22 protein-coding genes are annotated in these 24,423 nt (G+C 73.1%); 13 read left to right on the forward strand and 9 right to left on the reverse strand.

Features of this window, described 5'->3' with window-relative positions:
* Positions 1–42: 42 nt before the first annotated feature.
* Positions 43–1,041 carry a zinc-dependent alcohol dehydrogenase family protein gene (locus ABZ939_RS24215; protein ID WP_361858849.1) on the forward strand — a complete coding sequence of 333 codons (999 nt, stop codon included), beginning with the start codon at positions 43–45 and terminating at the stop codon, positions 1,039–1,041.
* Positions 1,042–1,059: 18 nt separating this feature from the next.
* Here ABZ939_RS24215 and ABZ939_RS24220 read toward each other — a convergent pair whose 3' ends face one another.
* On the reverse strand, positions 1,060–2,553 hold the full coding sequence (locus ABZ939_RS24220) for an aldehyde dehydrogenase (NADP(+)) (RefSeq protein ID WP_361858852.1): 1,494 nt from the start codon (positions 2,551–2,553) through the stop codon (positions 1,060–1,062).
* Between the two features lie 119 nt (positions 2,554–2,672).
* On the opposite strand from ABZ939_RS24220, the gene ABZ939_RS24225 reads away from it, so the two are divergent.
* Positions 2,673–3,443 (forward strand): IclR family transcriptional regulator, encoded by a 771-nt coding sequence (locus ABZ939_RS24225; protein ID WP_329122037.1) that lies wholly within the window; start codon positions 2,673–2,675, stop codon positions 3,441–3,443.
* Between the two features lie 69 nt (positions 3,444–3,512).
* On the opposite strand, the gene ABZ939_RS24230 is transcribed toward ABZ939_RS24225, so the two are convergent.
* On the reverse strand, positions 3,513–4,010 hold the full coding sequence (locus ABZ939_RS24230; protein ID WP_361858855.1) for a cupin domain-containing protein: 498 nt from the start codon (positions 4,008–4,010) through the stop codon (positions 3,513–3,515).
* A 162-nt stretch (positions 4,011–4,172) separates the two neighbouring features.
* Here ABZ939_RS24230 and ABZ939_RS24235 point away from each other — a divergent pair, with 162 nt between their 5' ends.
* The 4 genes from ABZ939_RS24235 (at position 4,173) to ABZ939_RS24250 (ending at position 8,656) form a co-directional block, all read left to right on the forward strand.
* Complete coding sequence (locus tag ABZ939_RS24235) at positions 4,173–5,168, forward strand: hypothetical protein (protein WP_361858858.1); 996 nt, start codon at positions 4,173–4,175, stop codon at positions 5,166–5,168.
* Positions 5,165–6,421 carry a histidine kinase gene (locus tag ABZ939_RS24240; protein WP_361858861.1) on the forward strand — a complete coding sequence of 419 codons (1,257 nt, stop codon included), beginning with the start codon at positions 5,165–5,167 and terminating at the stop codon, positions 6,419–6,421. The genes ABZ939_RS24235 and ABZ939_RS24240 overlap by 4 nt, the downstream gene beginning before the upstream one ends.
* 29 nt (positions 6,422–6,450) lie before the next feature.
* Positions 6,451–7,068, forward strand: coding sequence for a response regulator transcription factor (locus tag ABZ939_RS24245; protein WP_361859050.1), 618 nt, complete (start codon positions 6,451–6,453; stop codon positions 7,066–7,068).
* Between the two features lie 139 nt (positions 7,069–7,207).
* A complete protein-coding gene (locus tag ABZ939_RS24250) occupies positions 7,208–8,656 on the forward strand; it encodes a penicillin-binding transpeptidase domain-containing protein (RefSeq protein ID WP_361858864.1) in 1,449 nt (482 codons plus the stop codon).
* Between the two features lies 1 nt (position 8,657).
* Here the strand turns inward: ABZ939_RS24250 and ABZ939_RS24255 are convergent, their stop codons facing one another.
* Positions 8,658–9,203 (reverse strand): GNAT family N-acetyltransferase, encoded by a 546-nt coding sequence (locus tag ABZ939_RS24255; RefSeq protein WP_361858867.1) that lies wholly within the window; start codon positions 9,201–9,203, stop codon positions 8,658–8,660.
* Between the two features lie 69 nt (positions 9,204–9,272).
* Here ABZ939_RS24255 and ABZ939_RS24260 point away from each other — a divergent pair, with 69 nt between their 5' ends.
* Together ABZ939_RS24260 and ABZ939_RS24265 are read left to right on the forward strand one after the other, a co-directional pair.
* Positions 9,273–9,662 carry a hypothetical protein gene (locus tag ABZ939_RS24260; protein ID WP_361859052.1) on the forward strand — a complete coding sequence of 130 codons (390 nt, stop codon included), beginning with the start codon at positions 9,273–9,275 and terminating at the stop codon, positions 9,660–9,662.
* Positions 9,659–11,704, forward strand: coding sequence for a hypothetical protein (locus tag ABZ939_RS24265; protein ID WP_361858870.1), 2,046 nt, complete (start codon positions 9,659–9,661; stop codon positions 11,702–11,704). Before ABZ939_RS24260 ends, ABZ939_RS24265 begins: the two co-directional genes overlap by 4 nt.
* Here ABZ939_RS24265 and ABZ939_RS24270 read toward each other — a convergent pair.
* Positions 11,697–13,115, reverse strand: a complete 1,419-nt coding sequence (locus tag ABZ939_RS24270) for an NCS2 family permease (protein WP_361858872.1) — start codon at positions 13,113–13,115, stop codon at positions 11,697–11,699. The genes ABZ939_RS24265 and ABZ939_RS24270 overlap by 8 nt on opposite strands.
* A 161-nt stretch (positions 13,116–13,276) precedes the next feature.
* On the opposite strand from ABZ939_RS24270, the gene ABZ939_RS24275 reads away from it, so the two are divergent.
* On the forward strand, positions 13,277–14,467 hold the full coding sequence (locus ABZ939_RS24275) for an MFS transporter (protein ID WP_361858875.1): 1,191 nt from the start codon (positions 13,277–13,279) through the stop codon (positions 14,465–14,467).
* A gap of 64 nt (positions 14,468–14,531) precedes the next feature.
* Here ABZ939_RS24275 and ABZ939_RS24280 read toward each other — a convergent pair whose 3' ends face one another.
* The gene (locus tag ABZ939_RS24280) at positions 14,532–15,662 is read right to left on the reverse strand and encodes a hypothetical protein (protein ID WP_361858877.1); all 1,131 of its coding nucleotides are present in this window, start codon (positions 15,660–15,662) and stop codon (positions 14,532–14,534) included.
* Positions 15,659–16,597, reverse strand: coding sequence for a 5-dehydro-4-deoxyglucarate dehydratase (locus ABZ939_RS24285; RefSeq protein ID WP_361858880.1), 939 nt, complete (start codon positions 16,595–16,597; stop codon positions 15,659–15,661). Before ABZ939_RS24285 ends, ABZ939_RS24280 begins: the two co-directional genes overlap by 4 nt.
* Before the next feature lie 224 nt (positions 16,598–16,821).
* Between ABZ939_RS24285 and ABZ939_RS24290 the strand changes: the two genes are divergently transcribed.
* The gene (locus ABZ939_RS24290; protein ID WP_361858883.1) at positions 16,822–17,631 is read left to right on the forward strand and encodes an NAD(P)-dependent oxidoreductase; all 810 of its coding nucleotides are present in this window, start codon (positions 16,822–16,824) and stop codon (positions 17,629–17,631) included.
* 204 nt (positions 17,632–17,835) lie between these two features.
* On the opposite strand, the gene ABZ939_RS24295 is transcribed toward ABZ939_RS24290, so the two are convergent.
* Positions 17,836–18,807, reverse strand: coding sequence for an AraC family transcriptional regulator (locus ABZ939_RS24295; protein WP_361858886.1), 972 nt, complete (start codon positions 18,805–18,807; stop codon positions 17,836–17,838).
* A gap of 70 nt (positions 18,808–18,877) precedes the next feature.
* On the opposite strand from ABZ939_RS24295, the gene ABZ939_RS24300 reads away from it, so the two are divergent.
* Entirely contained in the window at positions 18,878–19,108 is a 231-nt protein-coding gene (locus ABZ939_RS24300; RefSeq protein WP_361858889.1) for a hypothetical protein, read from the forward strand.
* Positions 19,109–19,153: 45 nt separating this feature from the next.
* Positions 19,154–20,371: a TerD family protein gene (locus ABZ939_RS24305; protein ID WP_361858892.1), complete on the forward strand. Its 1,218-nt coding sequence runs from the start codon at positions 19,154–19,156 to the stop codon at positions 20,369–20,371.
* Positions 20,372–20,433: 62 nt separating this feature from the next.
* On the opposite strand, the gene ABZ939_RS24310 is transcribed toward ABZ939_RS24305, so the two are convergent.
* Positions 20,434–21,846 (reverse strand): alkaline phosphatase PhoX, encoded by a 1,413-nt coding sequence (locus tag ABZ939_RS24310; protein ID WP_361858895.1) that lies wholly within the window; start codon positions 21,844–21,846, stop codon positions 20,434–20,436.
* Positions 21,847–21,935: 89 nt separating this feature from the next.
* Between ABZ939_RS24310 and ABZ939_RS24315 the strand changes: the two genes are divergently transcribed.
* A complete protein-coding gene (locus tag ABZ939_RS24315) occupies positions 21,936–22,703 on the forward strand; it encodes an SDR family oxidoreductase (protein WP_361858898.1) in 768 nt (255 codons plus the stop codon).
* 158 nt (positions 22,704–22,861) lie between these two features.
* Here the strand turns inward: ABZ939_RS24315 and ABZ939_RS24320 are convergent, their stop codons facing one another.
* The gene (locus ABZ939_RS24320) at positions 22,862–24,313 is read right to left on the reverse strand and encodes a hypothetical protein (RefSeq protein ID WP_361858900.1); all 1,452 of its coding nucleotides are present in this window, start codon (positions 24,311–24,313) and stop codon (positions 22,862–22,864) included.
* Between the last annotated feature and the right edge of the window lie 110 nt (positions 24,314–24,423).

The raw sequence follows: 24,423 nt of genomic DNA on the forward strand, positions 1-24,423 counted from the left end.
GGGACATGGAACGTCTCGCCACGCCTGCCTACGGTCGATGACATGACGAATCGACAGATGACGCGTGCGGTGCTGTTCCACCAGCTCGGCGGGCCCGAGGTACTGACCGTGGAGGAGGTTCCGCTCCCCGCCCCCGGCCCCGGCGAGGTGCTCTTCCGGGTCGAGGCGATCGGCCTCAACCGCGCCGAGGCCCTGTTCCGCGCGGGGACCTACTACTACCCGGCCACCCTTCCCGCCTCCCGGCTCGGCTACGAGGCGGCGGGGGTGGTCGAGGCGGTCGGCGCGGGTGTCACCGCGTACGCCGTGGGGGATCCGGTCATGGCGGCCGCCAACTTCGACTTCGGGGTGCACGGGGTGTACGCGGAGCGGGTGATGCTGCCCGAGGAGTACGTGGTGCCCCGGCCCGACGGCGTGGACGCGGCGACCGCGGCCGCGTCGTGGCTGACGTACTCGACCGCGTACGGCGGCATGGTGGAGGCGGGCGGGCTGCGTCCCGGGGATGCCGTGGTGATCACCGGGGCGTCCAGCGGCGTGGGGACGGCCGCGATCCAGGTGGCCCGGCGGGTCGGCGCGGTGCCGATCGCCACGACGCGGGGCGAGGGGAAGCGGCAGCGACTGCTCGATCTGGGCGCGGCCCGGGTGATCACGACCGAGAGCGAGGACGTGGTCAAGGAGGTGAAGCGGTTCACCGGGGGCCGGGGCGCGCGGGTGGCCTTCGACGCGATCGGAGGGCCCGGGTTCGCGGAGCTCGGCAACGCCCTGGAGCCGGACGGCACGGCGGTGCTGTACGGCTGGCTCGACCCTCGGCCGGCCACGCTGCCGATGAACTGGCCGCTCACCGTGCGGGGTTACGCCAACGGCGCGGTGGTGCGCACGGAGGAGGGGCGGCGTCGGATGGCCGGGTTCATCGGCTCCGGTCTGCGCGACGGCTCGCTGGCGCCGGTGATCGCCGAGACCTTCGAAGGTCTGGAGCGGATCACCGACGCCCATCGGCTGATGGAGTCCAACACGCACACCGGGAAGATCGTGGTGCGGGTGTGAACCCCGGTACGGGCCGGGTCAGCGGCGCGGCAGCCCGAGCGGGTTGTCGTCGCGCAGTTCCGGCGGAAGCAGGTGCTGCGGGGTCGACTGGTAGGTGACCGGACGCAGCCAGCGCTCGATCGAGGTCGCACCGACCGAGGTGGAGGTGGAGGTGGTGGCCGGGTAGGGCCCGCCGTGGTGCTGGGCGCCCGCCACCGCCACGCCGGTCGGCCAGCCGTTGACCAGCACGCGGCCCGCCAGCGGGGTGAGCTCGGCGAGCAGGGCGGCCGCGTCGGGGTCCTCCTCCGCCATCTGCAGGGTGGCGGTGAGATTGCCGGGGAGCCGGGAGAGGACCGCGGTGATCTGCTCCTGGGAGTCGTAGCGGGCGACGACGGTCACCGGGCCGAAGCACTCCTCCAGGAGGGTGTCGTGCTCGCCCTTGACCAGGGCGCCGGCGTCCACGGTCAGGAAGCCCGCGTTGACGGTGTGCGGCCCGCCGGGGCCGGGCATGACGGGCGCGGTCACGCCGGGGAGTTCGGCGCGCTCGAAGGTGCCGGTGAGGAAGGAGCCCCGCATCCGGTGGTCGAGCATCACGCCCGGCTCGGTCTCGCTGACGGCGTCCGTCAGGGCGGAGACGAAGCGGTCGCCCGCCTCACCGCTGGGCGCCAGGACGAAGCCGGGCTTGGTGCAGAACTGGCCCTGGCCCATGGTCATGGAGGCCGCGAGCCCGGCCCCGATCTCGCCGGCCCGTTCCTCGGCGGCCGCGCCGGTGATCACGACCGGGTTGAGGGAGCCGAGTTCGCCGTGGAAGGGGATGGGGACGGGGCGGACGGCCGCCGCGTCGAAGAGCGCCCGCCCGCCCCGGATGGACCCGGTGAAGCCGGCCGCCGCGACCAGCGGGTGGCGTACGAGCTCCACCCCGGCGTCGAAGCCGTGGACGAGGACGACCACGTCCTCGGGCAGCCCCACCTTGGCCGCGGCCCGGCGCAGCAGGGAGGCGGCGAGTTCGGAGGTGGCCGGGTGGTCGGGGTGGGCCTTGACCACGACGGGGCAGCCGGCCGCGAGAGCGCTGGCGGTGTCGCCGCCGGGGACGGAGAAGGCGAGCGGGAAGTTGCTGGCCGCGTAGACGGCGACGACGCCGAGCGGGATCTTCCAGCGGCGCAGGTCGGGCCGGGGCGGGGTGGTCGTGGGGTCGGGCAGGTCGATCCGGATGTCGAGGAAGGAGCCCTCGTCGACCACGTCCGCGAAGGAGCGCAACTGGGCGGTGGTGCGGGCGAGTTCGCCGGTCAGCCGGGCCGGGCCGAGCGCCGTCTCGGCGTCGGCGGCCTCGATGACGTGCGGTCCTGCCTCGTCGAGGAGGTCCGCCGCGGTACGGAGCAGGGCGGCCCGCACCGTACGGTCGGCGAGCGCCTCACGGGTGGCGGCCGCGGCGCGGACGGCCCGGTCGACCTCATCGGCTGTGGCCTCCACCGCAACCTGTTCCCGCGGCTTCCCCGTCCGGGGGTCCACACTCCACACTGGTTCAGCTGCCACCGCCACGCCCCTCTTCACGCCTTGTTCGCTATTCTGAACAAAGTTCCTGTAGATGAATCGGGACTCTATTGACGGGCGTGCCGTCTCCACAAGAGGCACCAAGATGAGGGGCGAGGGCAATGTCGACTGCCGACACGGGTGGGGCCCAGGTCAAGTCCGCGGTGCGCACGGTGGAACTGCTGGAGTACTTCGCCGGGCGCCCCGGAATGCACTCGCTCGCCGCCGTCCAGGAAGCCGTGGGCTACCCCAAGTCCAGCCTGTACATGCTGCTGCGCACCCTGGTCGAGCTGGGCTGGGTGGAGACGGACGCGACGGGTACGCGGTACGGCATCGGCGTACGGGCCCTGCTGGTCGGCACGTCGTACATCGACGGCGACGAGGTGGTGGCCGCCGCCCGGCCCACCCTGGACCGGCTCTCCGACGACACCACCGAGACCATCCACCTGGCGCGGCTCGACGGCACCAACGTGGTGTATCTGGCGACCCGTCAGTCCCAGCACTATCTGCGGCCGTTCACCCGTGTCGGCCGCCGGCTGCCCGCCCACTCGACCTCGCTCGGCAAGGCGCTGCTCGCCACCCACAGCGACGAGCAGGTCCGCAAGCTGCTGCCGGAGACGCTGCCGGCGCTGACCGAGCACACGATCACCGACCGCGAGAAGCTCATCGAGGAGCTGCATCTCATCCGCGAGCAGGGCTACGCGGTGGACCGCGAGGAGAACACCCTCGGGCTGCGCTGCTTCGGGATCGCGATCCCCTATCGGACCCCGGCGCGGGACGCGATCAGCTGCTCGGTGCCGGTGGCCCGGCTGACCCCGGGGCACGAGCAGATGATCAAGGACGCCCTCTTCGACGCGCGCGACCGGCTGACGCTGGCGACCCGCCGGCTCTGAGCTTCGTCGAGCCCTAGCCCGAGCCCCGTCACCCCGAGCCCCGTCACCCCGAGCCGCGCCCACCTTCGGTCAGGCTCGTTCCGCCAGCGCCCGCTGCCACACCGGGCTGTCGACGTAGTGGTTGTCGTACCGCTCCGAGGACTCCTTGATCTCCTCGAAGCTCGCCTCGCCGCGCATGACACGGCCGAGCAGCCGCAGGTAGTCGAAGCGGGCCATGCCCGGCGTGAAGACGAACAGGACGTCGGCCTCGGCGCCCGGCGCCGCGGCGAAGGCGTGCGGGGTGTGCGGCGGCACGAGCAGGAAGTCGCCCTCCTCCAGGACGGTCAGTTCCTCGCCGAGCAGCACCTGGAGCGAGCCGCCGAGCACGTAGAACATCTCCGACGCCTTGGTGTGGAAGTGCGCCGGGGCACCGACGGCGCCCTTCGCGAAGGTCGAGCGGTAGCTGGTGAGCTGCCCGCCGGTGGTGTCGGAATCGGCGAGGAGCGTCATCACGCTGCTCGGGTCGGCGGTGGTCTCGGCGCCGGCGGCGCGGGTGAGGAGCGGGGCGAAGGGCTGCGTCGTCTTCATGAAGATCACCCTATGGGGACGAGTGACCGGGCGATGGGTGCATTTCCGCTTGGAAGACATGGGTCAATCCGGGAGGGTGGAGGGCCGTCTCCCCCGTGCGGCGGAGGCGGTTCGTCGGTGGGCAGGAGGTGAGGGCAGGGGCCCGCGCGGGAGCGTGAAGCCATGACACGGACCGCTCCTCTCCCCGCCCCCCTCCCCGACCCGGCCCCCGGACGCCCGGGCACCGCCCGCCGGATCCTGCGCGCCCTGGCCGTCGTGGCCTGCCTCCCGTACATCTCGCTCAAGATCGCCTGGGTCGCGGGCAGCGACGTCGGCATCCCGGCCGGCAGCGTCCTGCTGGAGAACCGGGAGCTGATGGCCGCCGTCAACGCGATCTCGGTGGTGATGGACGCCGTCGTCGTGCTCCTCGCTCTGCTGCTCACCCAGCCGTGGGGGCGGCGCGTGCCGACCTGGCTGCTCGCCTTCCCGATGTGGGTGGCGACCGGCCTGCTCGCCCCGATCATGATCGGCTTCCCGGCCCAGACCGCCGTCGGGCTCCTCTCCGGTCCCGAGCCGGCCGGCAGCCGAGAACCCTTCCTCGACGAGTGGGTGTTCGGCACCGTCTACGGCGGCTTCATCGTCCAGGGACTCGCGCTCGGCACCCTCTTCTTCCTCTACGCCCGCGACCGCTGGGGCCATGTCTGGCGCGGCACCCTCGGCGACCTGCCCGCCCGCTTCTCCCGTACCGGTGTCCGCGTCACGGCGGTCACTGCCACGCTGGTCGCCCTCGGCCCCGCCACGGTCCACCTGCTGTGGGCCGCGGGCTCCACGACCGGGCTCCCGGCATCGCGGATCGCCCAGCGGGACGGGGACTTCTACGTCATCGAAGGGCTGCGACTGCTGTTCCTCGCGCTCGCCGTGGTCTTCGTCCTGACCCTGGTCTTCCAGTGGGCCCGGTCGGCCTCCGTGCGTACGGTGCTCGGTGTCGGCTGGGTCGGGTCGGGCGGGGCGGGCTGCTGGGGCGGCTACCTGCTCCTGGTGACCTTCATGCCGGGGACCGATCCCGCCAAGGAGCCCACGGGCCTGATGCAGCTGACCTACGCTGGGGAAATGATCACGGGGTTCCTGCTGGCCGGCTGCCTGGCCGTCTTCCTTCGGCGCCGGAGCGCGAGCGCGTGAAAGCCCTGCTCGGACAGCGGGCGAGACTCCGCTGGGTCCATCTGATCCTGGGCGGCGCCCTGTTCATGCCGTACTGGCTGGTCGGCACCGTGGTGATGGCCTGGTTCACCGGCGGGCAGGGCATGTTCGCGGCGAGCCTGACCGTGCAGTTCGGGGCGTACGCGATCGGCCTGCCGCTCGCCGCCGTCAGCTCGCTCTTCCCGTTGACCCGGCCGATCTCGGTGGCGGCGGCGCGGGCGCTGTGCGGGGTCCCGGCGGACCGGTACGCGGACGGCCCGGCGAGGGGCCGGAGCGCCAAGGCGCGGACGGCCGGCTGGTACACGCTCCATGTGGGCATCGGGGCGCTGATCAGCGGGGCGACGCTGGCGGTGCCGCCGTTCGCGGTCACGACGATGGCGCTGCCGTTCTCGGCGGAGCTGCGGGAGTCCGCGCTCAGCTCCTTCTGGGGCCTGGACCGGGCGTGGATGGTCTGGGCCGGAATTCCGCTCGGAATGCTGATGCTCCTCGGGCTCGTCGCCGCCGCGGCGGCCGGCGGGGAGTTCCTGGCACGCCAGGCCCCGCGGCTGCTCGGGCCGAGCCCGGCGGACCGGCTGGCGGCGGCCGAGCGGCGCGCCGCGGAGCTGGCCGTGCGGAACCGGCTCGCCCGTGAACTGCACGACTCGGTCGGCCACGCCCTGAGCGCGGTGACGCTCCAGGCGAGCGCGGCGCGGCGGGTCCTGGACACCGACGTGGAGTTCGTACGCGAGGCGCTGGCCGCGATCGAGGAGACCACCCGGCGCACGGTCGGCGAACTGGATTCCGTCCTCGGCCTGCTGCGTCAGGGCGAGGACGACGGAGAGCTGCCGGGGCTGCCGCTCGACGCGCTGGACGCGCTCGTGAAGGGCGCCGGGCCGAAGGTGGAGCTTTCGGTGACCGGGGACCTGGACCGGGTGCCGGAGGCGGTGTCGAGGGAGGCGTACCGGATCGTCCAGGAGGGCCTGACGAACGCGGGCCGGTACGCGGGCGGCGAGCGCGTGACCGCGCGGCTCGCCCTGCACGACGACGAGTTGGAGATCACGATGGAGAACCCCCTGCCCGCCCGCGCGCCGGTGGCCCGCCCCGACGGCGGCCGCGGCCTCCTCGGCATCGCGGAGCGCGCCCGCCTCCTGGGCGGCACGTCGGAGGCCGGCCCGGTGGACGACGCCTGGCGCCTCGCGGTGCGGCTGCCGCTGGGGACGGCGAAGCCGAGCGCGAGCAAGGAGGGTGGCCGGTGATCGGCATCGTGCTCGCGGACGACGAGCGGATGGTACGGACCGCGCTGCGGGTGATCCTCGACGCGGAGCCCGACCTGGAGGTGGTCGGCGAGGCGTCGACGGGCGCCGAGGCGGTGTCGGTGGTGCGTGAGCGGCGGCCGGACGTGGTGCTGATGGACGTGCGGATGCCGGAGATCGACGGGATACGGGCGACCGAGCAGATCCTGACGGGGATGGCGGAGCCCCCGCGGATCGTGGTGGTGACGACCTTCGAGAACGACGCGTACGTGTACGACGCGCTGCGGGTGGGCGCGGCCGGGTTCCTGCTGAAGCGGGCGGCGGCCGAGGAGCTGGTGGACGCGGTCCGGCTGGTCGCGCGCAGCGACTCCCTGCTCTACCCGGCGGCGGTACGGGGCCTCGCCGCCGAACATGCCCGCCGCCGTCCCCCGGCGGCGCCGCCGTGGGTGGCCCGGCTGACCGAGCGGGAGGCGGAGGTGCTGCGCCTGGTGGCGACGGGTCTGACGAACGCGGAGATCGCCGGCCGGATGGGCGTGGGCCCGGCGACGGTGAAGACCCATGTGGCGGCGGTCCTGGCGAAGACGGGGGCACGGGACCGTACGCAGGCGGTGATCCTGGCGTACGAGTCGGGGTTCATCACGCCCCGGTGACGGCGGGGCCGGCCGACCACGGGGGTGCCGGCCGGCCCCCGCCGAACGGGCCGACCTCGTGTCCTCGCGCATGAAGGTTCCCTGAGAAACGGGACACATCCGGAACGACCCGCCCCCTCCCGCTCGTCCCGCATATGGGATGAACAAGACGATCAGGCGCGCCTCGGTCTTCTCGCTGCTCCTGGTGCTCGCCCTGCTGGGCCGGGCGACCTGGGTGCAGGCGTACGAAGCCAAGGCCCTCGCGGACGACAAGAAGAACCGGCGGAACGTCATGGCGCAGTACGCGCAGCCGCTCGGGAACATCATCGTGGCCGGCTCTCCGGTCACCGGTTCGAAGGAGACTGCGGGCAGTGACCTCGCGTACAAGCGCGACTACACCGACGGCGAGCTCTACGCGGCCGTCACGGGCTACAGCTCGCAGGCGTACGGCGCCACGCAGCTGGAGGGCATCTACTCCGATGTCCTGGACGGCACCGACACCCGGCTGAAGAACCCGCTGGACGCCCTCACCGGCAAGCAGCAGGAGCCGGGGAACGTGGTCACCACGATCGACCCGGACGTGCAGAAGGCCGCGTACCGGGCCCTCGGCGACAACAAGGGCGCGGCAGTCGCCATCGACCCGAAGACCGGGCGGATCCTGGGCCTGGTCTCCACCCCGTCGTACGACCCGTCGAAGATCGCCGGTCTGACGGACGGCTCCACCTGGCAGGAGCTGACCACGGACAAGGACAAGCCGCTGGTCAACCGGGCGCTGCGACAGCCGCTACCGCCGGGCTCCACCTTCAAGCTGGTCGTCGCGGCGGCCGCGCTCGAGAACGGTCTGTACGGCTCCGTGGACACGGCGACCGAGAGCCCCGACCCGTACACGCTGCCGGACACCCGGACCGTGCTGAAGAACGAGAACGCCTCGGCACCCTGCGAGAACGCCACGATCCGCACCGCGCTGCGGTACTCCTGCAACAACGTCTTCGCCAAGATGGCCGTCGACCTCGGTCAGGACAAGGTGAAGGCGATGGCGGAGAAGTTCGGCTTCAACGACAAGGAGAGGGACGTCCCGGTCCGCGCCTACGCGAGCGTGTATCCGTCCGGCATGGACAAGGCGCAGACCGCGCTCACCGGCATCGGCCAGTTCGATGTGACGGCGACGCCGCTCCAGATGGCCATGGTGTCCGCGGCGATCGCCAACGACGGGCTCATGGCGGCGCCGCACATGGTGTCGGAGGTCGTCGACTCCGACGGAGACGCCCTCGAGTCCTTCGAGGACGGGGACACCCGGCGGATCGTCTCGTCCTCGACCGCGGAGCAGCTGCGCAGTGCGATGGTGACCGTGGTGGACAAGGGCACGGGCACGAACGCGGCCGTCGAAGGCGCCGAGGTCGGCGGCAAGACCGGCACCGCGCAGCACGGCGAGAACAACAGCAAGACGCCGTACGCCTGGTTCACGTCCTACGCCAAGGACGCGAAGACCGGGAAGGAGGTCGCGGTCGCCGTCCTGATCGAGGACTCCGGCGCCGCCCGCTCCGAGGTCAGCGGCAACGGGCTCGCGGCCCCGGTGGCGCAGAAGATGATGAAGGCGGCCCTGAAGTGACCTACCGGTCCAGGGGCTTGGCCATGAAGAGCGCGGTCTCGCCCTCGGACTCGGTGCCGGTGTAGAGGGTGGTGTCCAGGCCGCAGAGCCGGAACCCCATGCGCCGGTAGGCCCGTACCGCCGGGACGTTGACGCTGGTGACCTCCAGCCAGGCGGTACGGGCGCCGCGCTCGCGGCCGTGGGCCAGGGCGCGGCGCATCAGCTCGCCGCCGATGCCCCGGCCGCGGTGGGCGGGGGCGACGGTGACCTGGTGGACGACGAGGCGCCGGTTCCACTCCTCGACGGCGACGGCGATGTACCCGCAGATCGTCCCGTCGGCGTCGACGGCGACGATCTCGTGCGGGCCGCCGCCGGAGTCGTCCCCTTCGCTCTCGTCGTCCGCCGGGAAGACCTTCACCAGCGGCGGGTCGACGGCCACGAGCCGCAGCCCGAACCCGACGTCCCCGGCGGCGACTTCGTAGACGTACTCCGTGGTGAAGGAGTCGTCGAGCGCGGCGACGGCCGATTGGTCGGCAGGCCCCGCGACACGGTATGCAAGGTCACTCATGAACCGAGCATAGTTTCGACCCCGCGGAGGACCGCCGTGCGACTGCCCCGTTCCCTGTCCGGCTGGACCATGGCCGTCTTCGGGTTGCTCGCCGCCGCGCTGGGGGTGGTGGGCCTCGTGGCGCCCGACACCCTGCTCACCGTCATGGGCTTCGAACCCCTCCCCGACGCGAGCCGCGCGGACGGGGACCACACCCTCGTCTTTCTGACCGCTTCCTCCATGGCCGCGCTCAACATGGGCGTCTACTACGTCCTGGCCTCGCTCGCGGACTGGAAGCCGTTCTTCCGCTGGACGGTCCCGTTCCGCCTCCTCACCTGCGCCGTCTTCACCCTCGCCGTCGTCACGGGCCGCGCACCGGCCGGCTTCCTCGGCGTGGGCCTGTGGGAGGGCCTCGGCGCGGTGGTGACGGGTGCCGCGCTGCGGTACGAGAACCGGGCCCGGAAGAATGCCGTGGCATGAGCCCGCGCCCTTTCGAAGACCCGACCTGTACGGAGATGAGCGACCCCCTCGCGGGACTCGACGCCGTCGACTGGGCGAGCCTCCACCATGCCTACGGTTCGGCCGAGGACGTGCCCGGCATGCTGCGGGATCTCCATCGGCCCGAGAAGGCGGCCGAGGCGGCCGACGATCTGCTGACGCACATCCACCACCAGGGCGGATGCGTCGACACCTCCGCGGCGCCCGCCGTCCCGTACGTGCTCCGCGCCGCGGCCGACCCGGGAATCGAGCCGGGCGTGCGTCAGGAGCTCGTCGAGCTCGTCGGGTGCCTGGCCCACGAAGGCAACACCGCGGAGCCCCGGTTCGTCGACCCGGCCTGGGCCGCCGCCTGGGACCTGGCGGTGACGGACCTGCTGACCATGCTCGACGACCCCCTGGCCCCGATCCGCGGCGCCGTCGCGGAGGCTCTCGCCGAGGCGCGTGACCGGGCCGACGAGGTGCTCAGGGCGCTGCGGGCCCGGTGGGCGGTGGAGCCGGCGGCGGAGACACGCGGTCAACTCGTCGGGTCGATCGGCTCGTTGACTCCGCACGGCGGCGCGGAACGGGCCGCGGCCGTCGACTGGCTGCGTGCGCTCATGGACGGCGCCGAGCCCGCCGCGCGTCTCGTCGCCGTGCAGGCGCTGCGCGCCGCGCTGCCTGGGCAGGACGACGAGGCGTACGCACGGACGGTGTCCGAGGTCCTGCTCGGGAGCGAGCCGGCGACCTGGCGGCCGGGCGTCACGTACCTCGAGGGAACCGTCACCTGGGCCCACGGCCTCCTGGGCGACGACCGGGCCGGCCGGGTCGCCCTGGCCGTGAAGCTGCTCGCCCACGAAGAGAGCGCCGTACGCGCGGGCGCGCTGCAGGCCGCCGCCGACGCGATCAGCCGCCGGCGCTCCGCGGGGCCCGAACTGCTCCCGGCCGTCGCCCGTCTGCTGTCCGACCCCGAACCCGAGAACCGGCGCTTCGCCGGCCGCGTCCTCGGCATGTGCGGGCACGCCGCCCGCCCCTGGGCCGACGCGCTGGCGGCCATGGTGACGGACGAGGGCGAGCCGTACCTGCCGGCCCAGGACCAGGCCGTCTGGGCGCTGTCCCGGATCGGGGACGCCCGATGCGTGCCGCCGGTCGCACGCCGGCTGTCGGAGGTGCGGCCGGCATTCTCGTACTTCGAGATGCACTCCGCCGGCTGGGGGGCGGACGAGCCGAGCCTGACCGAGGTCGCCGGAGGTCTCGCCGCCCACGCCGACGCGCTGCTGCCGCCGCTGCGGGCCCGGCTGGCCGCCGCCTCGACCGTCGACGAGCGTCGCGCGCTCTGCCAGGTCCTCACGGCCTGGGGCGCGGCGGCGGCCCCCGCGATCCCGGAGCTGCGCGACCTCCTGGACACCGACGGCGCGGTGTGGGCGCTGGACGCCCTCGCCGCGATCGGGCCGGCCGCGTCCGCGGCCGTGCCCCCGGAGCGGCTGCGCGCGTTGCTCGACGCCCCGCCCGAGGGCCAGTCGTTCGCTCCGCGCGCCCTGGCGGTCGCGTACGGGCGGCTGACGGGCGACCGGGAGCCCGCGCTCGCGCTGCTGGTTCCGGAGCGGGGCGAGGCGTACCGCTGGGAGAGCGCGGCCAGGGTGGTGGGCGAACTGGGGCCGCAGGGCGCCCCGTACGTCGCTCGGCTGCGTGAGCTGCTCGACGTCCACGCGGAGGGCTGGCTGCCGCTGTGCGTCGGCGAGGCGCTGTGGCGGATCACCGGACAGGCCGACGAGGTCGTTCCGGCCCTCGTCCGCGCGATCGAGCCCTTCCCCGAACGGGGCAACGCCTACCGGGCGGTCACCGAGACCGTGAGACTCCTGGCCCGGATCGGCCCGCCCGCCGCGCCGGCCCTCCCGGTCCTCAGGGCGTTCCTCGACGCCGACGAGCGGCCCGTCCCGCACGGCACCTGGCGCTCCGTCCCGGACGACGACGAGCTGTGCGACGCCGCGCGCGCCGCGCTGCTCGCCATCGCCGGGACGGACTCCCCTGCGGGCAGCGCTACTTGACGCCGAGCAGCTGCTCGATCGGGTCGATCGCGAAGTAGACGGCGAACAGGGCGGCCGTCCCCCACAGCAGCCAGTGCACCTCGCGCGCCTTGCCGAGGACGGCCTTGATGAGGACGTAGGCGAGGAATCCGGCGCCGATGCCGTTGGTGATCGAGTACGTGAAGGGCATGACGGCGATCGTGAGGAAGGCCGGGATCGCGATCTCGTAGCTCGTCCAGTCGATGTGCCGCACCTGGGACATCAGCAGGAAGCCGACGGCGATCAGGGCGGGTGCGGCGGCCTGGGCGGGGACGACGGTGGCCAGCGGGGTGAGGAAGAGGGCCAGCGCGAACAGGCCACCGGTGACGACCGAGGCGAAGCCGGTGCGGGCCCCCTCGCCGACGCCGGCCGCCGACTCGATGTAGGAGGTGTTGGAGGAGGCGGAGGCGGCTCCGCCCGCGACGGCGGCGGCTCCGTCGATGAGGAGGACCCGGCCGAGCTGCGGGACCTTGCCGTTCTCGTCGAGGAGACCGGCCTCGCTGGAGACGCCCACGACGGTGCCCATGGTGTCGAAGAAGTCGCTGAGCAGCAGGGTGAAGACGAGCAGGACGAGGGTGACGACACCGATGTGCTCGAAGGCGCCGAAGAGGCTGAAGGAGCCGACGAGGCCGAAGTCGGGCGCGGCGACGACGTCCTCGGGGACGGCCGGGACGGTCAGGCCCCAGGCGGCCGCCGGGATGTCGGCGATCTCGTTGATCACGATCGCGACGACGGTCATGGTGACGATGGAGATGAGGATCGCGCCCTTCACCTTGCGGGCCATGAGCGCGATGGTGAGCAGCACACCGAGACAGAAGACGAGGACGGGCCAGCCGGAGAGGTGGCCGCCCGCGCCGAGCTGGACGGGGACGGCGCCGGTCTCGCCGGGGATGCGGGTCACGAAGCCGGCGTCGACGAAGCCGATGAAGGCGATGAAGAGGCCGATGCCGACGCTGATGGCCTGCTTGAGCGGGTGCGGGATGGCGTGCATGACGGCTTCGCGGAGCCCGGTGACGACCAGGACGCAGATCAGCAGACCTTCGAGGACGACGAGCCCCATCGCGTCCGGCCAGCTCATGAGGGGTGCGAGCTGGAAGGCGACGACGGCGTTCAGTCCGAGTCCGGCGGCGAGGGCGAGCGGGAGGTTGCCGCCGACGCCCATGACGACGGTCATGACGGCGGCCACCAGGGCGGTGACGGTGGCCAGTTGGGCGCCGCTGAGCTGGTGGCCGAACTTGTCCTCCGCGCTGCCCAGGATGATCGGGTTGAGCACGAGGATGTAGGCCATCGTGAAGAACGTGGCGAGACCGCCGCGTATCTCCCGGCCGAAGGTCGACCCCCTGGCGCTGATCGCGAAGTACCGGTCGACCGGGTTGGTTCTGGTGTCAAACATGGTTCTCCTCGGGACGGCTGGCTGGATTGTGCCCAGCCGTGGACCGTTTCAGGTGTCCCCGGTGTTACGGACCCGGACTCTGCCTCTGCCTCTGCCTCTGCCTCTGCCTCTAGGGCATCTGCCCGATCCGCACCGGCCACCTCAGACGCCAGGCTGCGGGCATGCGAGGAACTGCGGGGCTCTATCTGACCGGGGTACTGGTGTCGGGATTCGGCACGACGGCGATGTGGCTGGCATCGGGGATCTGGGTCAAGTCCCTGACCGGCTCGGACAGTCTGGCGGCGCTGACCGTGTTCGCCCTGTGGGCACCGGCGCTCGTCGGTCCCCTCCTCGGCACGGTCGCGGACCGGGTGCGGCGGCGCCCGCTGATGGTGTGGTCGAACGTGGCGATGGCGGCGCTGCTGCCGACGCTGCTGTGGGTCGACGCGGCGGACCGGGTGTGGCTGCTGTTCGCCGTGCTTGTCGTGTACGGGATCCAGGGCACCGTCCACGATGCGGCGGAGGTCGCGCTGGCCGCGAGCGCGCTCGACAAGCGGCTGCTCGGGGACTTCAACGGGCTGCGGATGACGGTCAACGAGGGCGTGAAGCTCATCGCCCCGCTCGCCGCGGCCGGTCTCTTCGCCCGGTACGGCGGCGGTCCGGTGGCGCTGCTCGACGCGGCGACGTTCGCGCTGGCCGCGGGGGTGTTCGCGCTGATGCGGGTACGGGAGGAGAAGCCGGTGCGCCCGGCGTCGGCCCACTGGCTCCGCGACACGGCGGAGGGCCTGCGGACGATCCGGTCCTCGCCGGTGCTGCGCCCCCTGGTCCTGGCCGGCTCCTTCACGATGCTGCTCGCCGGGGTGAACGGGGCGGCGATCTACGCCGTCGTGGACCGGGGACTCGGTCACTCCCCCGCGTACGCGGGGGTGTTGTACGCCGTCCAGGGAGCGGGCTCGGTCGCCGCGGGGCTGTCGGCCGGACCGCTGCTGCGCCGTGTTCCCGAGCGGCTGCTGTCCGCCGCCGGACTGGCCCATTTCGCGGTGGCGGCGGGCGCCCGCGCGGTCCCGCACGACGGGGTGGCGCTGGTGGCGAGCGCGCTGATCGGCGTGGGCCTGCCCTGCGTCCTGATCGCCGCGATGACGGCGGTCCAGCGGGAGGCCCCGGAGGCCGCAATGGGACGCGCGGCGGCGACGGCACACACCCTGGTCTTCGTCCCGAACGCGATCGCCCTTGCGGCGGGCGCGGGCCTGGTCGCCCTCCTCGACATCCGGCTGCTGCTGCCCCTCCTGACCGTCGCGGGCCTCGCCGGAGCGATCGCCCTCGTCGGCCGGACGTCCGCCCGCGCAGAGGCCCCGGCGCGGGCGGACGCCTGAGGCACCCGGGCGTCCCAGATGCTCCGGCCCCAGCTCCGCCCCCGGCCCCGGCCTGGCCCCCGCCTCAGCCCAGCGCCCGCAGGGCCTCCCTGACGGCTGCCAGGTCGGAGTTCGAGGCCAGGCCCGCGTGGTAGAGGCGGAGTTCGGTGGCCCCCTCCGACGCCGCCCGCTTCGCGTCCTCGATCAGGGTGGACGGGGAGCCGCCCATCCCCGTCACCACCGGGAAGTTGGCCGCGACGACGGTGTCCGGTGCCGCGTGGGCCGCGAAGGGCGCCACGGTGGCGGCCGGGGTGACCACGCCGTCGGCCAGGGCGAGCACGTGCGCCGGGTCGGTGCCGACGTTCGCCCCGCAGCGGTACGGGTGCGGGTCCGCGTGGAGCAGGACGCGGAAGCCGGGCGGGGCGGCCGCCCGGACCGCGGCCACCGCGGACTCCTGGAGCGCGCGGGCGGTCCTGGTGCGCCAGGCCAGGGCGGCGTCCGCGAAGCCGTCGAGCGGGCCGACGGCGCCTCCGGCCCACACCGGCGCGAGGGCGCCGCGCACGGCCGCCGCCAGCGCGTCGGGGTCGACGCCCTCCTCCCCGTACCCCTCCTGGCAGGAGGGGCAGAAGCAGAGGGACATCAGGTACTGCTCCCGGTCCCCGAGTCCGACCCCCGCGGTCTTGTCGTGGGCGTGCAGATGCGCGAGGCCGTACCAGCCGCAGGACTCCAGCTCGGTGCCGGCCGCGCCGGGCCGTACCGCCGCCTCCACCGCCAGGTCCACCAGGTGGGCGCGGACGTCGGGTCGGGCGATGCACGGGGCCCAGGGGTAACGGTCGCCGTAGGCGTTGACGACCGAGGTCCCGGGATGTTCGGCCCCCAGGCGGGAGTTGTGGGCGAGGACCACCCAGCTGTGCACCTCCAGGCCGGCGGCCGCGAGCGCGCCCGATGCCTCCCCGTACGCGTCGCCGGGCGCCCACTCCCCCGCCTCGTACGGTCGCAGCGCGCGCCCGGACCAGCGTGTCTCGTCCGGCGGGTAGAGCACGGCGGCGTGCTCGGCGGTGACGATCCGGTGTCCCGGGTGGCGGGGCGTGAGGGCGCGGGTGGAGTGGTACGCGGAGGCGAGCGTGACCTGTGCGACGCCCAGGTCCGCGAGGAGGTCGGGCGCCGCCGGGTCACCGACGACGTCCCACGGGTAGACGAAGGTCCCTGCCCTCATGCCTCGCCCTCCGGCTTCGCCAGCAGCGCGCGTCCGCGCTCGATGATCGCGGCGAGTTCCTTCAGGTGCTCGGGCGCGGGCTCGCTCAGCGGCGGCCGCACCTCACCGACGTCCAGGCCGCCCATGCGTACCGCCGCCTTGACGAGGGAGACCGCGTAACCGCGTCCCTTCGCCCGCAGTTCGACGAGGGGGCGGTAGAAACCGTCGATGAGCCGTTCCACGGTCACGTCGTCGCCCGAGGCGAGGGCGGTGTGGAAGGCGAGGGCGATGTCGGGGGCGAAGCAGAAGACGGCGGAGGAGTAGAGGGTGACGCCGATGCCGCGGTAGGCGAGTCCGGTGAGTTCGGCGGTGGGCAGGCCGTTGAAGTAGAGGAGGTCGAGGCCCTCGGCGCGGACCGCGCTGACGATCCGCTGCATCAGGTCGAGGTCGCCGAGGCCGTCCTTGAGGCCGATGATCCCCTCGGCGCGGGCGAGGGCCACGGCGGTCTCGGGGGTGAGGATCGCGTTGTCGCGCTGGTAGACGATGACGTCGAGCGAGGTGGCGGCGGCGAGTTCGGTGTAGTGGCGCAGCAACCCAGCCTGGTCGGCGACGACGAGGTACGGGGGCATGGCGAGGAGCCCGTCGGCGCCCGCCTCCTCGGCGAGCCGGGCGTACCGGATCGCGAGCGCGGTGCCGTAGCCGGCGCCGGCGAGGACGGGGACCCGGCCGGCGGACTCCTCCACGGCGGCGGCGACGCAGACGCGGAACTCCTCGGGGGTCAGGGCATGGAACTCGCCGGTGCCGCAGCAGGCGAAGACCGCGGCCGCGCCCGCCTCGATGCCGCCGCGGACATGGGCGCGGAAGGTGTCGAGGTCGACGGTGCCGTCCGGTCCGAAGGCGGTGACGGGGAAGAACAGCAGGCCGTCGAGCCGGCCGGCGAGCGGGGCTGAGGTCACGGGCGCTCCCAGAGAAGTCCGTCGTGCACCGTCGTGCACAGTTCTGATTGTTGTCCATATTCTTGAACGACTTCACGCTAGAGCAGCCCTGAAGTGCCGGTCAAGGCGCAAAACACCCTCCAGCGTTCACTCTTGACGGTCCGTGTGCGCTCTTGACGCTCGACGAGCCCCCTCCCTACCGTGTCCACGGTTGTGAATCAGATCCACGGACGGAGACCTCCCCGATGCCCACACCCCGCACCGTCCTGCTCACCGGCGCCGCCGGGGGCGTCGGCACGCTGATGCGCGAGCTGCTGCCCGCGTACGGGTACGAGCTCCGGCTGCTCGACCTGGCGCCCGTCGAGGGCGCACCGGACGCGATCACCGCCGACCTCACCGACCGCAAGGCGCTGCGCGAGGCCGTCCGCGGGGTCGACGCGATCATCCATCTCGCGGGCATCTCCCTGGAGTCGACCTTCGAGAAGATCCTCGCCGCGAACATCACCGGCCTGCACCACCTCTACGAGGCCGCGCGCGAGGAGGGGGTGCGCCGCGTCGTCTTCGCCTCCAGCAACCACGCCGTCGGCTTCACTCCCCGCCCGCGCGGGGACGAGCCGGTGATCCCCGTCGACACCCCGCACCGGCCGGACACCTTCTACGGCCTGTCCAAGTGCTTCGGTGAGGATCTCGCCCAGTTCTACTGGGACCTGCACGGCCTCGAGACCGTCTCCGTACGGATCGGTTCGTGCTTCCCCGAGCCGACCTCGGTCCGGATGCTGTCGATGTGGCTGAGCCCCGCCGACTGCGCGCGGCTCCTCCACGCGGCGCTCACCGCCGAGAAGGTGGGGCACACCGTGGTGTACGGATCGTCCGCCAACACCCGGCTGTGGTGGGATCTCTCCTCGGCCCGGGCGCTCGGCTACGAGCCGCAGGACGACTCGGAGCGGTTCGCCGAGCGGATCATCGCCGAGCAGGGGCTGCCGGCGGAGGACGATCCGAGGGACGCGAACCTGGGCGGCCACTTCTGCACCGACCCGCCGCGCTGGCCGTACTAGGGGGTGTCTCGCGGCGCGGGAGGGGTGGGTACGCAGGCCCCCGGCCGGACTTATGCGGGGGCGCCGGCCGGGGCCCGGGTCACTGCATGCGGTGGCACACGCGACAGAGGAAACGTTACGGCGGCGGTGTGCGGCCCCGCGATCCGCTCAGCGCGGCAACTGTCCGCGAAACGCGGCGCGTCCGGCCGACGGCGCGTCCGGCCGTCACCCCGCCGAGCGCCGCAGGGTCTGCGAGGGCGACTCGCCGAACCGGGTCCGGTACTGCGCCGCGAACCTCCCGTGATGGGCGAAGCCCCAGCGCCAGGCCACCTCGCTGACACTCAGCTCGCCCGGTCCTGCGGCCCGCAGCTCCTCGTGGACCCGTTCGAGCCGGACCTCACGGACGTACGCCATCGGTGACATCCCCACGTACTCCCGGAACGACTCCTGGAGCCGGCGCACACCGACCCGGGCCAGGCCGGCGAGTTCGGTGGTGGTGAAGGGGTGCTCGGGACGCTCCCGTACGGCGTCCATGGCGCGCTTGACGGGCGCGGGCCGCAGCGGCTCCGCCGGGTGGGCCAGCTCCTCGCGCCAGGGGTGCTCGGCGGCCAGCAGCAGCCCGTTGAGCAGGGCCTCCTGGAGGGGCCGTGCGACCAGCTCGTGGTGGGCCAGGCTGTCCCCGGCGAGCGCCTCGCGCGCCACCTGCCGGGCGAAGCGCGCCCAGCTCAGACCGGGGCCGCGCGAGATGTCCAGAGTCGGCTCGAAGGCGAGGGCGCCGCGCGGCGGGCGCCCGAGGAGCTGTTCCAGCCGGTCGTGCAGCGCGGCCGCGCCGATCTTGACGGAGACGGTCCGGCAGTCCCCGCTCCAGCGGTCCAGACAGGTATCCCCCGAGGGGTCGAGCACCACGGCCTCGGTCGCCGTCGCCACCACCGGGGCGCGGCCGCCCTGGCGCATCTCCATCGTTCCGCTGAGCGGGGCGTTGACATGGAACGCCCCGAGCTCGCCGAAGCGCATCCGCACGTCCGCGCCGCAGGCCAGGTCGCCGATGACCACCTCGCCCAGGTCGACGGTGTCGAACCGGGCCACGAAGGGACGCTGCCGCCGCTCGATGACGTCCATGAAATTGGCGTAGTACCGCGCGTCGATCTCCTGCCGCGCCTCGTCCACGTCCTGCGTACGAAAAGAGCTCCCACCCACGAGCGGAAAGAATACGAGCCGCTCACATATTCATATGACGGACCTGCCCCGGAGCGGCAGGATGCGCGTCATGCCACAGCCTCATGGATTCAGCTACGAGCAGCGCGCCGACGGCACGGTCGTCCTCACCCACCGAGGACGCGCCGCGGGCACCCTGCGCGGAGGACGCGCGGAGAAGTTCCTGACGGAGGTCGCGTCGGGGGACGCCCAGCTCGTCATGGCGCGCTGGACGGGCGCGTACAAGTTCGGCAACGAGCGCGCGGCCCGGAACCACCCCCGTAACCAGGGTGGCCGAAGGTAGCGAAGGTAAGGGAACGGCAAAGCGGTCTCGCTCGTTACCCCTGACATGACCGCTATGACCCCCGGCTCGAACATCCCTCTCTCCGCCGCGCGCGTGGCGGTGGACGTGGCCGCCCCGGTGCGGCTCGACGTCTCGGGCCTCCTGCTCAGCGCCGACGGCAAGGTGCGCTCGGACGCCGACTTCATCTTCTACAACCAGCCGACCGGCCCCGGTGTGACCTACCGCTCCGGCGGCGGCACGGCTCCCGACGCGATCCTGGTGGACACCGGCGCTGTGCCGCCCGGCATCGAGAAGATCGTCGTCACCGCCAGCCCCGACGAGGCGGGCCAGACGTTCCAGGGCGTCGAGCCCACAGCGACGATCAGGAACGCCGACGACGGCAGCGTCCTCGCCACGTTCACCCCGCCGCAGCTCGGTACGGAGACGGCGCTGGTGGTCGTGGAGATCTATCTCCGCAACGGAGCCTGGAAGGCGCGCGCCGTGGGCCAGGGGTACGCCAACGGGCTGGCCGGCATCGCCACCGACTTCGGTGTCTCGGTGGACGAGGAGCCGGCGGCCACGCCGGTGGCGCCCCCGGTCGCGCCTCCGGTGGCCGCCGCCCCCGTCGACCCGCGGATCGCCGCCCCGACGCCTCCCCCGCCGTCCGCTCCCCCGGCGGCTCCTCCCGCCGCCCCGGTCTCCACCGGCAAGATCAACCTGGACAAGGGCCGGGTCAGCCTCCAGAAGAACCAGACCGTGTCCCTGGTCAAGGGCGGCCGCCCGCTGCTCTCCCAGGTCAAGATGGGTCTCGGCTGGGAGCCCGCGTACCGCGGCAAGGACATCGACCTCGACGCCTCGGTCATCGCGTACGGTCCCCAGCGCAACCACCTGGACAGCTGCTACTTCGGCAAGCTCTCCATCCTGAACGGTGCCGTCAAGCACTCCGGCGACAACCTGACCGGTGAGGGCGCGGGCGACGACGAGGTCATCGTGGTCGACCTCGGCCGCCTCCCCGCCGACGCCACGGGTCTGGTCTTCACGGTCAACTCCTTCTCCGGCCAGAAGTTCACCGAGGTCGCCAAGGCGTACTGCCGGCTGATGGACGCGGCGACCGGCGAGGAGCTGGTCCGTTTCGACCTGACCACCGCCGAGCCGCAGACGGGCGTGATGATGGCGAAGCTCATCAAGCAGTTCTCCGGCGAGTGGGAGATGACGGCGATGGGCGAGTTCGTGAAGTCCCGTACGGTCCGGGGCATGGTGAAGCCCGCCGCCCAGGCGCTCTGACCTCGGCACGCGGAAGGGCCCGCCGGGTGACCGGCGGGCCCTTCCGGCGTTTCGGGGCGAGGTCAGCGGCGGGGCTGGCGGCGCCACGGTCCGGTGATCGCGACCATGATGCCCGGGTCCTGGATGTTGGCGTACAGCGTGTCGCCGTCGGGCGAGAAGACGACGCCGGTGAACTCGCTGTCGTTCAGGTCGTTGCGGGCGATCGGGTAGGTGCGGCCGCGCTCGGTGGCGCCGAAGAGGTGCTGGACGCCCTCGCCGTCCTCGGCGATGACGAGACCGCCGTAGGGAGAGACGGTGATGTTGTCCGGGCCGTCGTAGGCACCGTCCTTGTCCGGGTCGGCGTTGACGCCGAGCAGCACCTGGAGGGTGAGGGTGCGGCGCTTGGGGTCGTAGAACCAGACCTGGCCGTCGTGCGGGGCGCCGGGGCTCTCCTCACGGGCGTACGAGGAGACGATGTAGGCGCCGCCGTCCGCCCACCACATGCCCTCCAGCTTGCGGGCCCGGGTGACCTCGCCGGGCCCGAACTGCTCGCGGACCTCGACCTCGCGGCCGTCGCGGTCGGGGACGTCCACCCAGTCGACGCCGTAGACCGTGCCGATCCGGGTGGCCCGGGAGAGGTCGTCGACGAAGCGGCCCGCCGAGTCGATGCAGCGGGGCGCCTGGAGGACGCCGGCGTCGTCGGCGAGGGTGCGGAGCTTGCCGCGGCCGTGCTCGAAGCCGTGCGGCGGCACCCAGCGGAAGAAGAGGCCGTTGGGCGCGGAGGCGTCCTCGGTGAGGTAGGCGTGGCCGCGCTTGGGGTCGATGACGACGGCCTCGTGGTCGTAGCGGCCGAACGCCTTGATGGGCTTGGGGTCGCGGTTGGCGCGGCGGTCGCGCGGGTCGACCTCGAAGACGTAGCCGTGGTCCTTGGTCATGCCGTTCTCGCCGGCGAGGTCCGAGTTCTCCTCGCAGGTGAGCCAGGTGCCCCAGGAGGTGCGGCCGCCCGCGCAGTTGGTGGAGGTGCCGGCGATGCCGACCCACTCGGCGACGGTGCCGTCGCGGTGCACCTCGACGACGGTGCAGCCGCCGGAGGCGGCGGGGTCGTAGACGAGGCCCTCGGTGAGCGGGACCGGGTGCTGCCACTTGGAGCGGGGGCCCTTGAGCTCGTGGTTGTTCACCAGGAGCGTGGTGCCGCGGGGGCCGGCGAAGGTGGCGGTGCCGTCGTGCTTCTGCGGCGTGAACTCGCCGGACTCCAGGGTGGTGACGCCGCTGTGGGTGATGACGCGGTACGAGAACCCGGCGGGCAGAGCGAGGATGCCGGCGGGGTCCTCGACGAGGGGCCCGTATCCGAGCCGCTGCCCGTGGCCCCACGTCTCCAGCTCCTCCGAGGCCAGCGCCTCGGGCGCGGTGGCCAGCGCCCCGACGGAGCCGGTCAGGACCAGCCCGGCGCCGGTGGCTGCGGACTTCTTGGCGAATTCTCTGCGGTCGAGCGGCATGGCGTGGTCGTCTCCCTGTCGTCACCCGGTGTCGGGGCACACGGTCCCGCCCACGTATAAACGTGAGTTGAACAGAGAGGCGTCCTTCCATGAACCTGCTCCCTTCCGGCCGGCGCGTCCTCGTCAGCGGGGCCTCCCGGGGCCTCGGCCGGGCCGTGGCCCAGGCGTTCGCCGCCAACGGCGACCGGGTCGCCGTCCACTACGGCTCCCGAGCCGACGAGGCCCGCGAGACCCTGGACTCCCTGGAGGGCACCGGCCACGTGCTGACCGGCGGCGACCTCGCGGATCCGGCGGGCGCGGCGGCGGTGGCGGACGCGGCGGCGCAGGCGCTGGGCGGCATCGACGTCCTGGTGAACAACGCGGCGGTCAACGAACGGCACCCCGTGGCGGAGACGCCGTACGAGGAGTGGGTCGCCGTCTGGCAGCGACATGTGGCCGTGAACCTGCTGGCCACGGCGAACCTGAGCCATCTCGCCGCGCGGCGCATGATCGACCAGGGTGGCGGCGGAAGGATCGTCAACATCGGCTCGCGGGGCGCGTTCCGCGGCGAACCGGACCACCCCGCCTACGGTGCGACCAAGGCCGCCGTCCACGCGCTGGGCCAGTCCCTGGCGGTCTCGCTGGCCCCGCACGGCATCGGCGTGGCCTCCGTCGCCCCCGGCTTCTTCGCCACCGAACGGGTCGCTCCCCGCCTCACGGGCCCCGAGGGCGACGCCATCCGCGCCCAGAGCCCGTTCCACCGCGTGGCGACCCCCGAGGAGATCGCGAACGCGGTCCTGTGGCTCGCCTCCCCGGAGGCCGAATGGTCCTCCGGGACGATCCTCGACCTCAACGGCGCGTCGTACCTGCGGACGTGAGTGGCGTGCGGGCCCCGTGCGCGGGGGCCCGCACGTCACGGGCGTCGCGGTGGGCGCGCCGGGCCGCCCGGCTCCGAGCCCCGTCGCCCGCCCGCGGCGCGAGGCAGGCGCGGTGGGCACCCGGCGGGCCGGCCACCGGTCCCGTCAGGGTTCCGGGCTCACGCCCCCTGCCGCGACCTCGCCTTGAACGCCGCCTTGCGGGCCTCCTTCGCCGCGCCCTTGTCGCGGTGCAGCCGGCCCATCGCTTCCAGGACCTCCGCCGTCGCCGGGTGCTCGACCCGCCACGCCGCGTCGAAGAAGCCGCTGTGGCGGCCCGTCAGGCCCTCGATCAGGTCCCGGAGCTCCTCCAGGTCGCCCTCCGCGTCCAGCTGCGCCGCGATCGTGTCGATCGCCAGCCAGAAGATCATCGACTCCGGCGGCGCCGGAATGTCCGTCGCGCCCCGCTCCGCCAGCCAGACCCGGGCGAGCCCGCCCAGTTCCGCGTCGTCCAGCACCTCGCGTACCGCCGGCTCCGCCGCCGGGCCCACCAGCGAGAGCGCCTGCTGGCAGTGGAGGCGTCGCAGCGGCGAGCCGGTGTCCGCGCCCCGCGCCGCGCCGAGCAGGTCGCGGGCGGCGGTCACCTCGTCGCGTCCGGCCAGCCAGCCCACCGTCTCGGCGCGCGCAGCGGCCTCGGGGTAGGACGCGAGTCCGTCGAGGAGCACGTCGGCGCCCTTGTCGGCCAGTTCGCCGACGGCCGGCGCGTCCACGCCCGCCTCCAGCATCCGGGCCCGTACGCCGTAGAGCCCGAGCGGCGTCAGCCGGACCATCCCGTACCGCGTGACGTCCTCGTCGTCGACCTCGTCGATCTGCGGGGCGGGCTCCTCGCCCTCCTCGGCCATCAGCGCCTCGTCGACGGGCTGGTACTCGACGAGCCCGATCGGTTCGAGCAGCCGGAACTGGTCGTCGAGGCGCATCATCGCCTCGGAGACCTGCTCCAGTACGTCGTCGGTCGGCTCGCCCATGTCGTCCGGGACGATCATCGACGCGGCGAGCGCCGGCAGCGGCACCGCGCCCTCGCCCGGTCCGCCCTCGCCGACCGTCAGCAGGTACAGATTGCCGAGCACGCCCTCCAGGAACTCCGCCTCCTCCTCCGGGTTCCAGTCGAGGAGCTCGAAGTCGATCTCGCCGTCCTCGCCGATGACCTCGGCCAGGTCGTCGAGCACGGGCGCCGTGGCATCGGCGAACACCACGTCCAGGGCGTCGAGCCAGATCCCGAGGATGTCGAGGGGCGCGCCGCCGGTGAGGACGGCGAGGTTCTCGCCCGTGGTCGCCGTGCCCGGGGTGTCGTCGTCCCCGTCCTCGACGTCCACGAGTCCGGTGTCCACGGCCAGCCGCCAGGCCTCGCTCGCGTACGCGGCGCCGTCCTCGTCCGCGGTGAGCCCCAGCACCTCGGCCGCCGCGGGCAGTTGTGCGTCGTCGAGCTCCCCGCCCGCGCCGACCCGGGTCTCGGGCCCGGCCCAGCGGGCGAGCCGTGCCGCGCGGGCAAGGAGGGGGGCGGCCAGGGCGGCCCGCGCCAGCTCCGCGTCCGAGTGCAGCTGAACCGGGGGCAGGGTGGGGCGGTCCGGTGCCATCTGGGGTCTTCTCCTCGAAGGGCGCGTCGGGTCGAACGGGCTTCAGCGTAGACGTATTTCCCGGGCGGGCCTTCGGTTCACGGAGCCGTCAGCCTTCGTACACCCGTCGA

The sequence above is a fragment of the Streptomyces sp. NPDC046712 genome, assembly GCF_040645695.1.
In the GTDB taxonomy this organism is placed as follows: domain Bacteria; phylum Actinomycetota; class Actinomycetes; order Streptomycetales; family Streptomycetaceae; genus Streptomyces.

Bases quoted from the DNA above. Each gene is read 5' to 3' on its own strand.
- ABZ939_RS24215 (WP_361858849.1), top strand. From the start codon at position 43: ATGACGAATCGACAGATGACGCGTGCGGTGCTGTTCCACCAGCTCGGC.
- ABZ939_RS24225 (WP_329122037.1), top strand. From the start codon at position 2,673: ATGTCGACTGCCGACACGGGTGGGGCCCAGGTCAAGTCCGCGGTGCGC.
- ABZ939_RS24230 (WP_361858855.1), bottom strand. From the start codon at position 4,010: ATGAAGACGACGCAGCCCTTCGCCCCGCTCCTCACCCGCGCCGCCGGC.
- ABZ939_RS24235 (WP_361858858.1), top strand. From the start codon at position 4,173: ATGACACGGACCGCTCCTCTCCCCGCCCCCCTCCCCGACCCGGCCCCC.
- ABZ939_RS24245 (WP_361859050.1), top strand. From the start codon at position 6,451: ATGGTACGGACCGCGCTGCGGGTGATCCTCGACGCGGAGCCCGACCTG.
- ABZ939_RS24250 (WP_361858864.1), top strand. From the start codon at position 7,208: ATGAACAAGACGATCAGGCGCGCCTCGGTCTTCTCGCTGCTCCTGGTG.
- ABZ939_RS24255 (WP_361858867.1), bottom strand. From the start codon at position 9,203: ATGAGTGACCTTGCATACCGTGTCGCGGGGCCTGCCGACCAATCGGCC.
- ABZ939_RS24260 (WP_361859052.1), top strand. From the start codon at position 9,273: ATGGCCGTCTTCGGGTTGCTCGCCGCCGCGCTGGGGGTGGTGGGCCTC.
- ABZ939_RS24265 (WP_361858870.1), top strand. From the start codon at position 9,659: ATGAGCCCGCGCCCTTTCGAAGACCCGACCTGTACGGAGATGAGCGAC.
- ABZ939_RS24270 (WP_361858872.1), bottom strand. From the start codon at position 13,115: ATGTTTGACACCAGAACCAACCCGGTCGACCGGTACTTCGCGATCAGC.
- ABZ939_RS24275 (WP_361858875.1), top strand. From the start codon at position 13,277: ATGCGAGGAACTGCGGGGCTCTATCTGACCGGGGTACTGGTGTCGGGA.
- ABZ939_RS24280 (WP_361858877.1), bottom strand. From the start codon at position 15,662: ATGAGGGCAGGGACCTTCGTCTACCCGTGGGACGTCGTCGGTGACCCG.
- ABZ939_RS24290 (WP_361858883.1), top strand. From the start codon at position 16,822: ATGCCCACACCCCGCACCGTCCTGCTCACCGGCGCCGCCGGGGGCGTC.
- ABZ939_RS24300 (WP_361858889.1), top strand. From the start codon at position 18,878: ATGCCACAGCCTCATGGATTCAGCTACGAGCAGCGCGCCGACGGCACG.
- ABZ939_RS24305 (WP_361858892.1), top strand. From the start codon at position 19,154: ATGACCGCTATGACCCCCGGCTCGAACATCCCTCTCTCCGCCGCGCGC.
- ABZ939_RS24310 (WP_361858895.1), bottom strand. From the start codon at position 21,846: ATGCCGCTCGACCGCAGAGAATTCGCCAAGAAGTCCGCAGCCACCGGC.
- ABZ939_RS24315 (WP_361858898.1), top strand. From the start codon at position 21,936: ATGAACCTGCTCCCTTCCGGCCGGCGCGTCCTCGTCAGCGGGGCCTCC.
- ABZ939_RS24320 (WP_361858900.1), bottom strand. From the start codon at position 24,313: ATGGCACCGGACCGCCCCACCCTGCCCCCGGTTCAGCTGCACTCGGAC.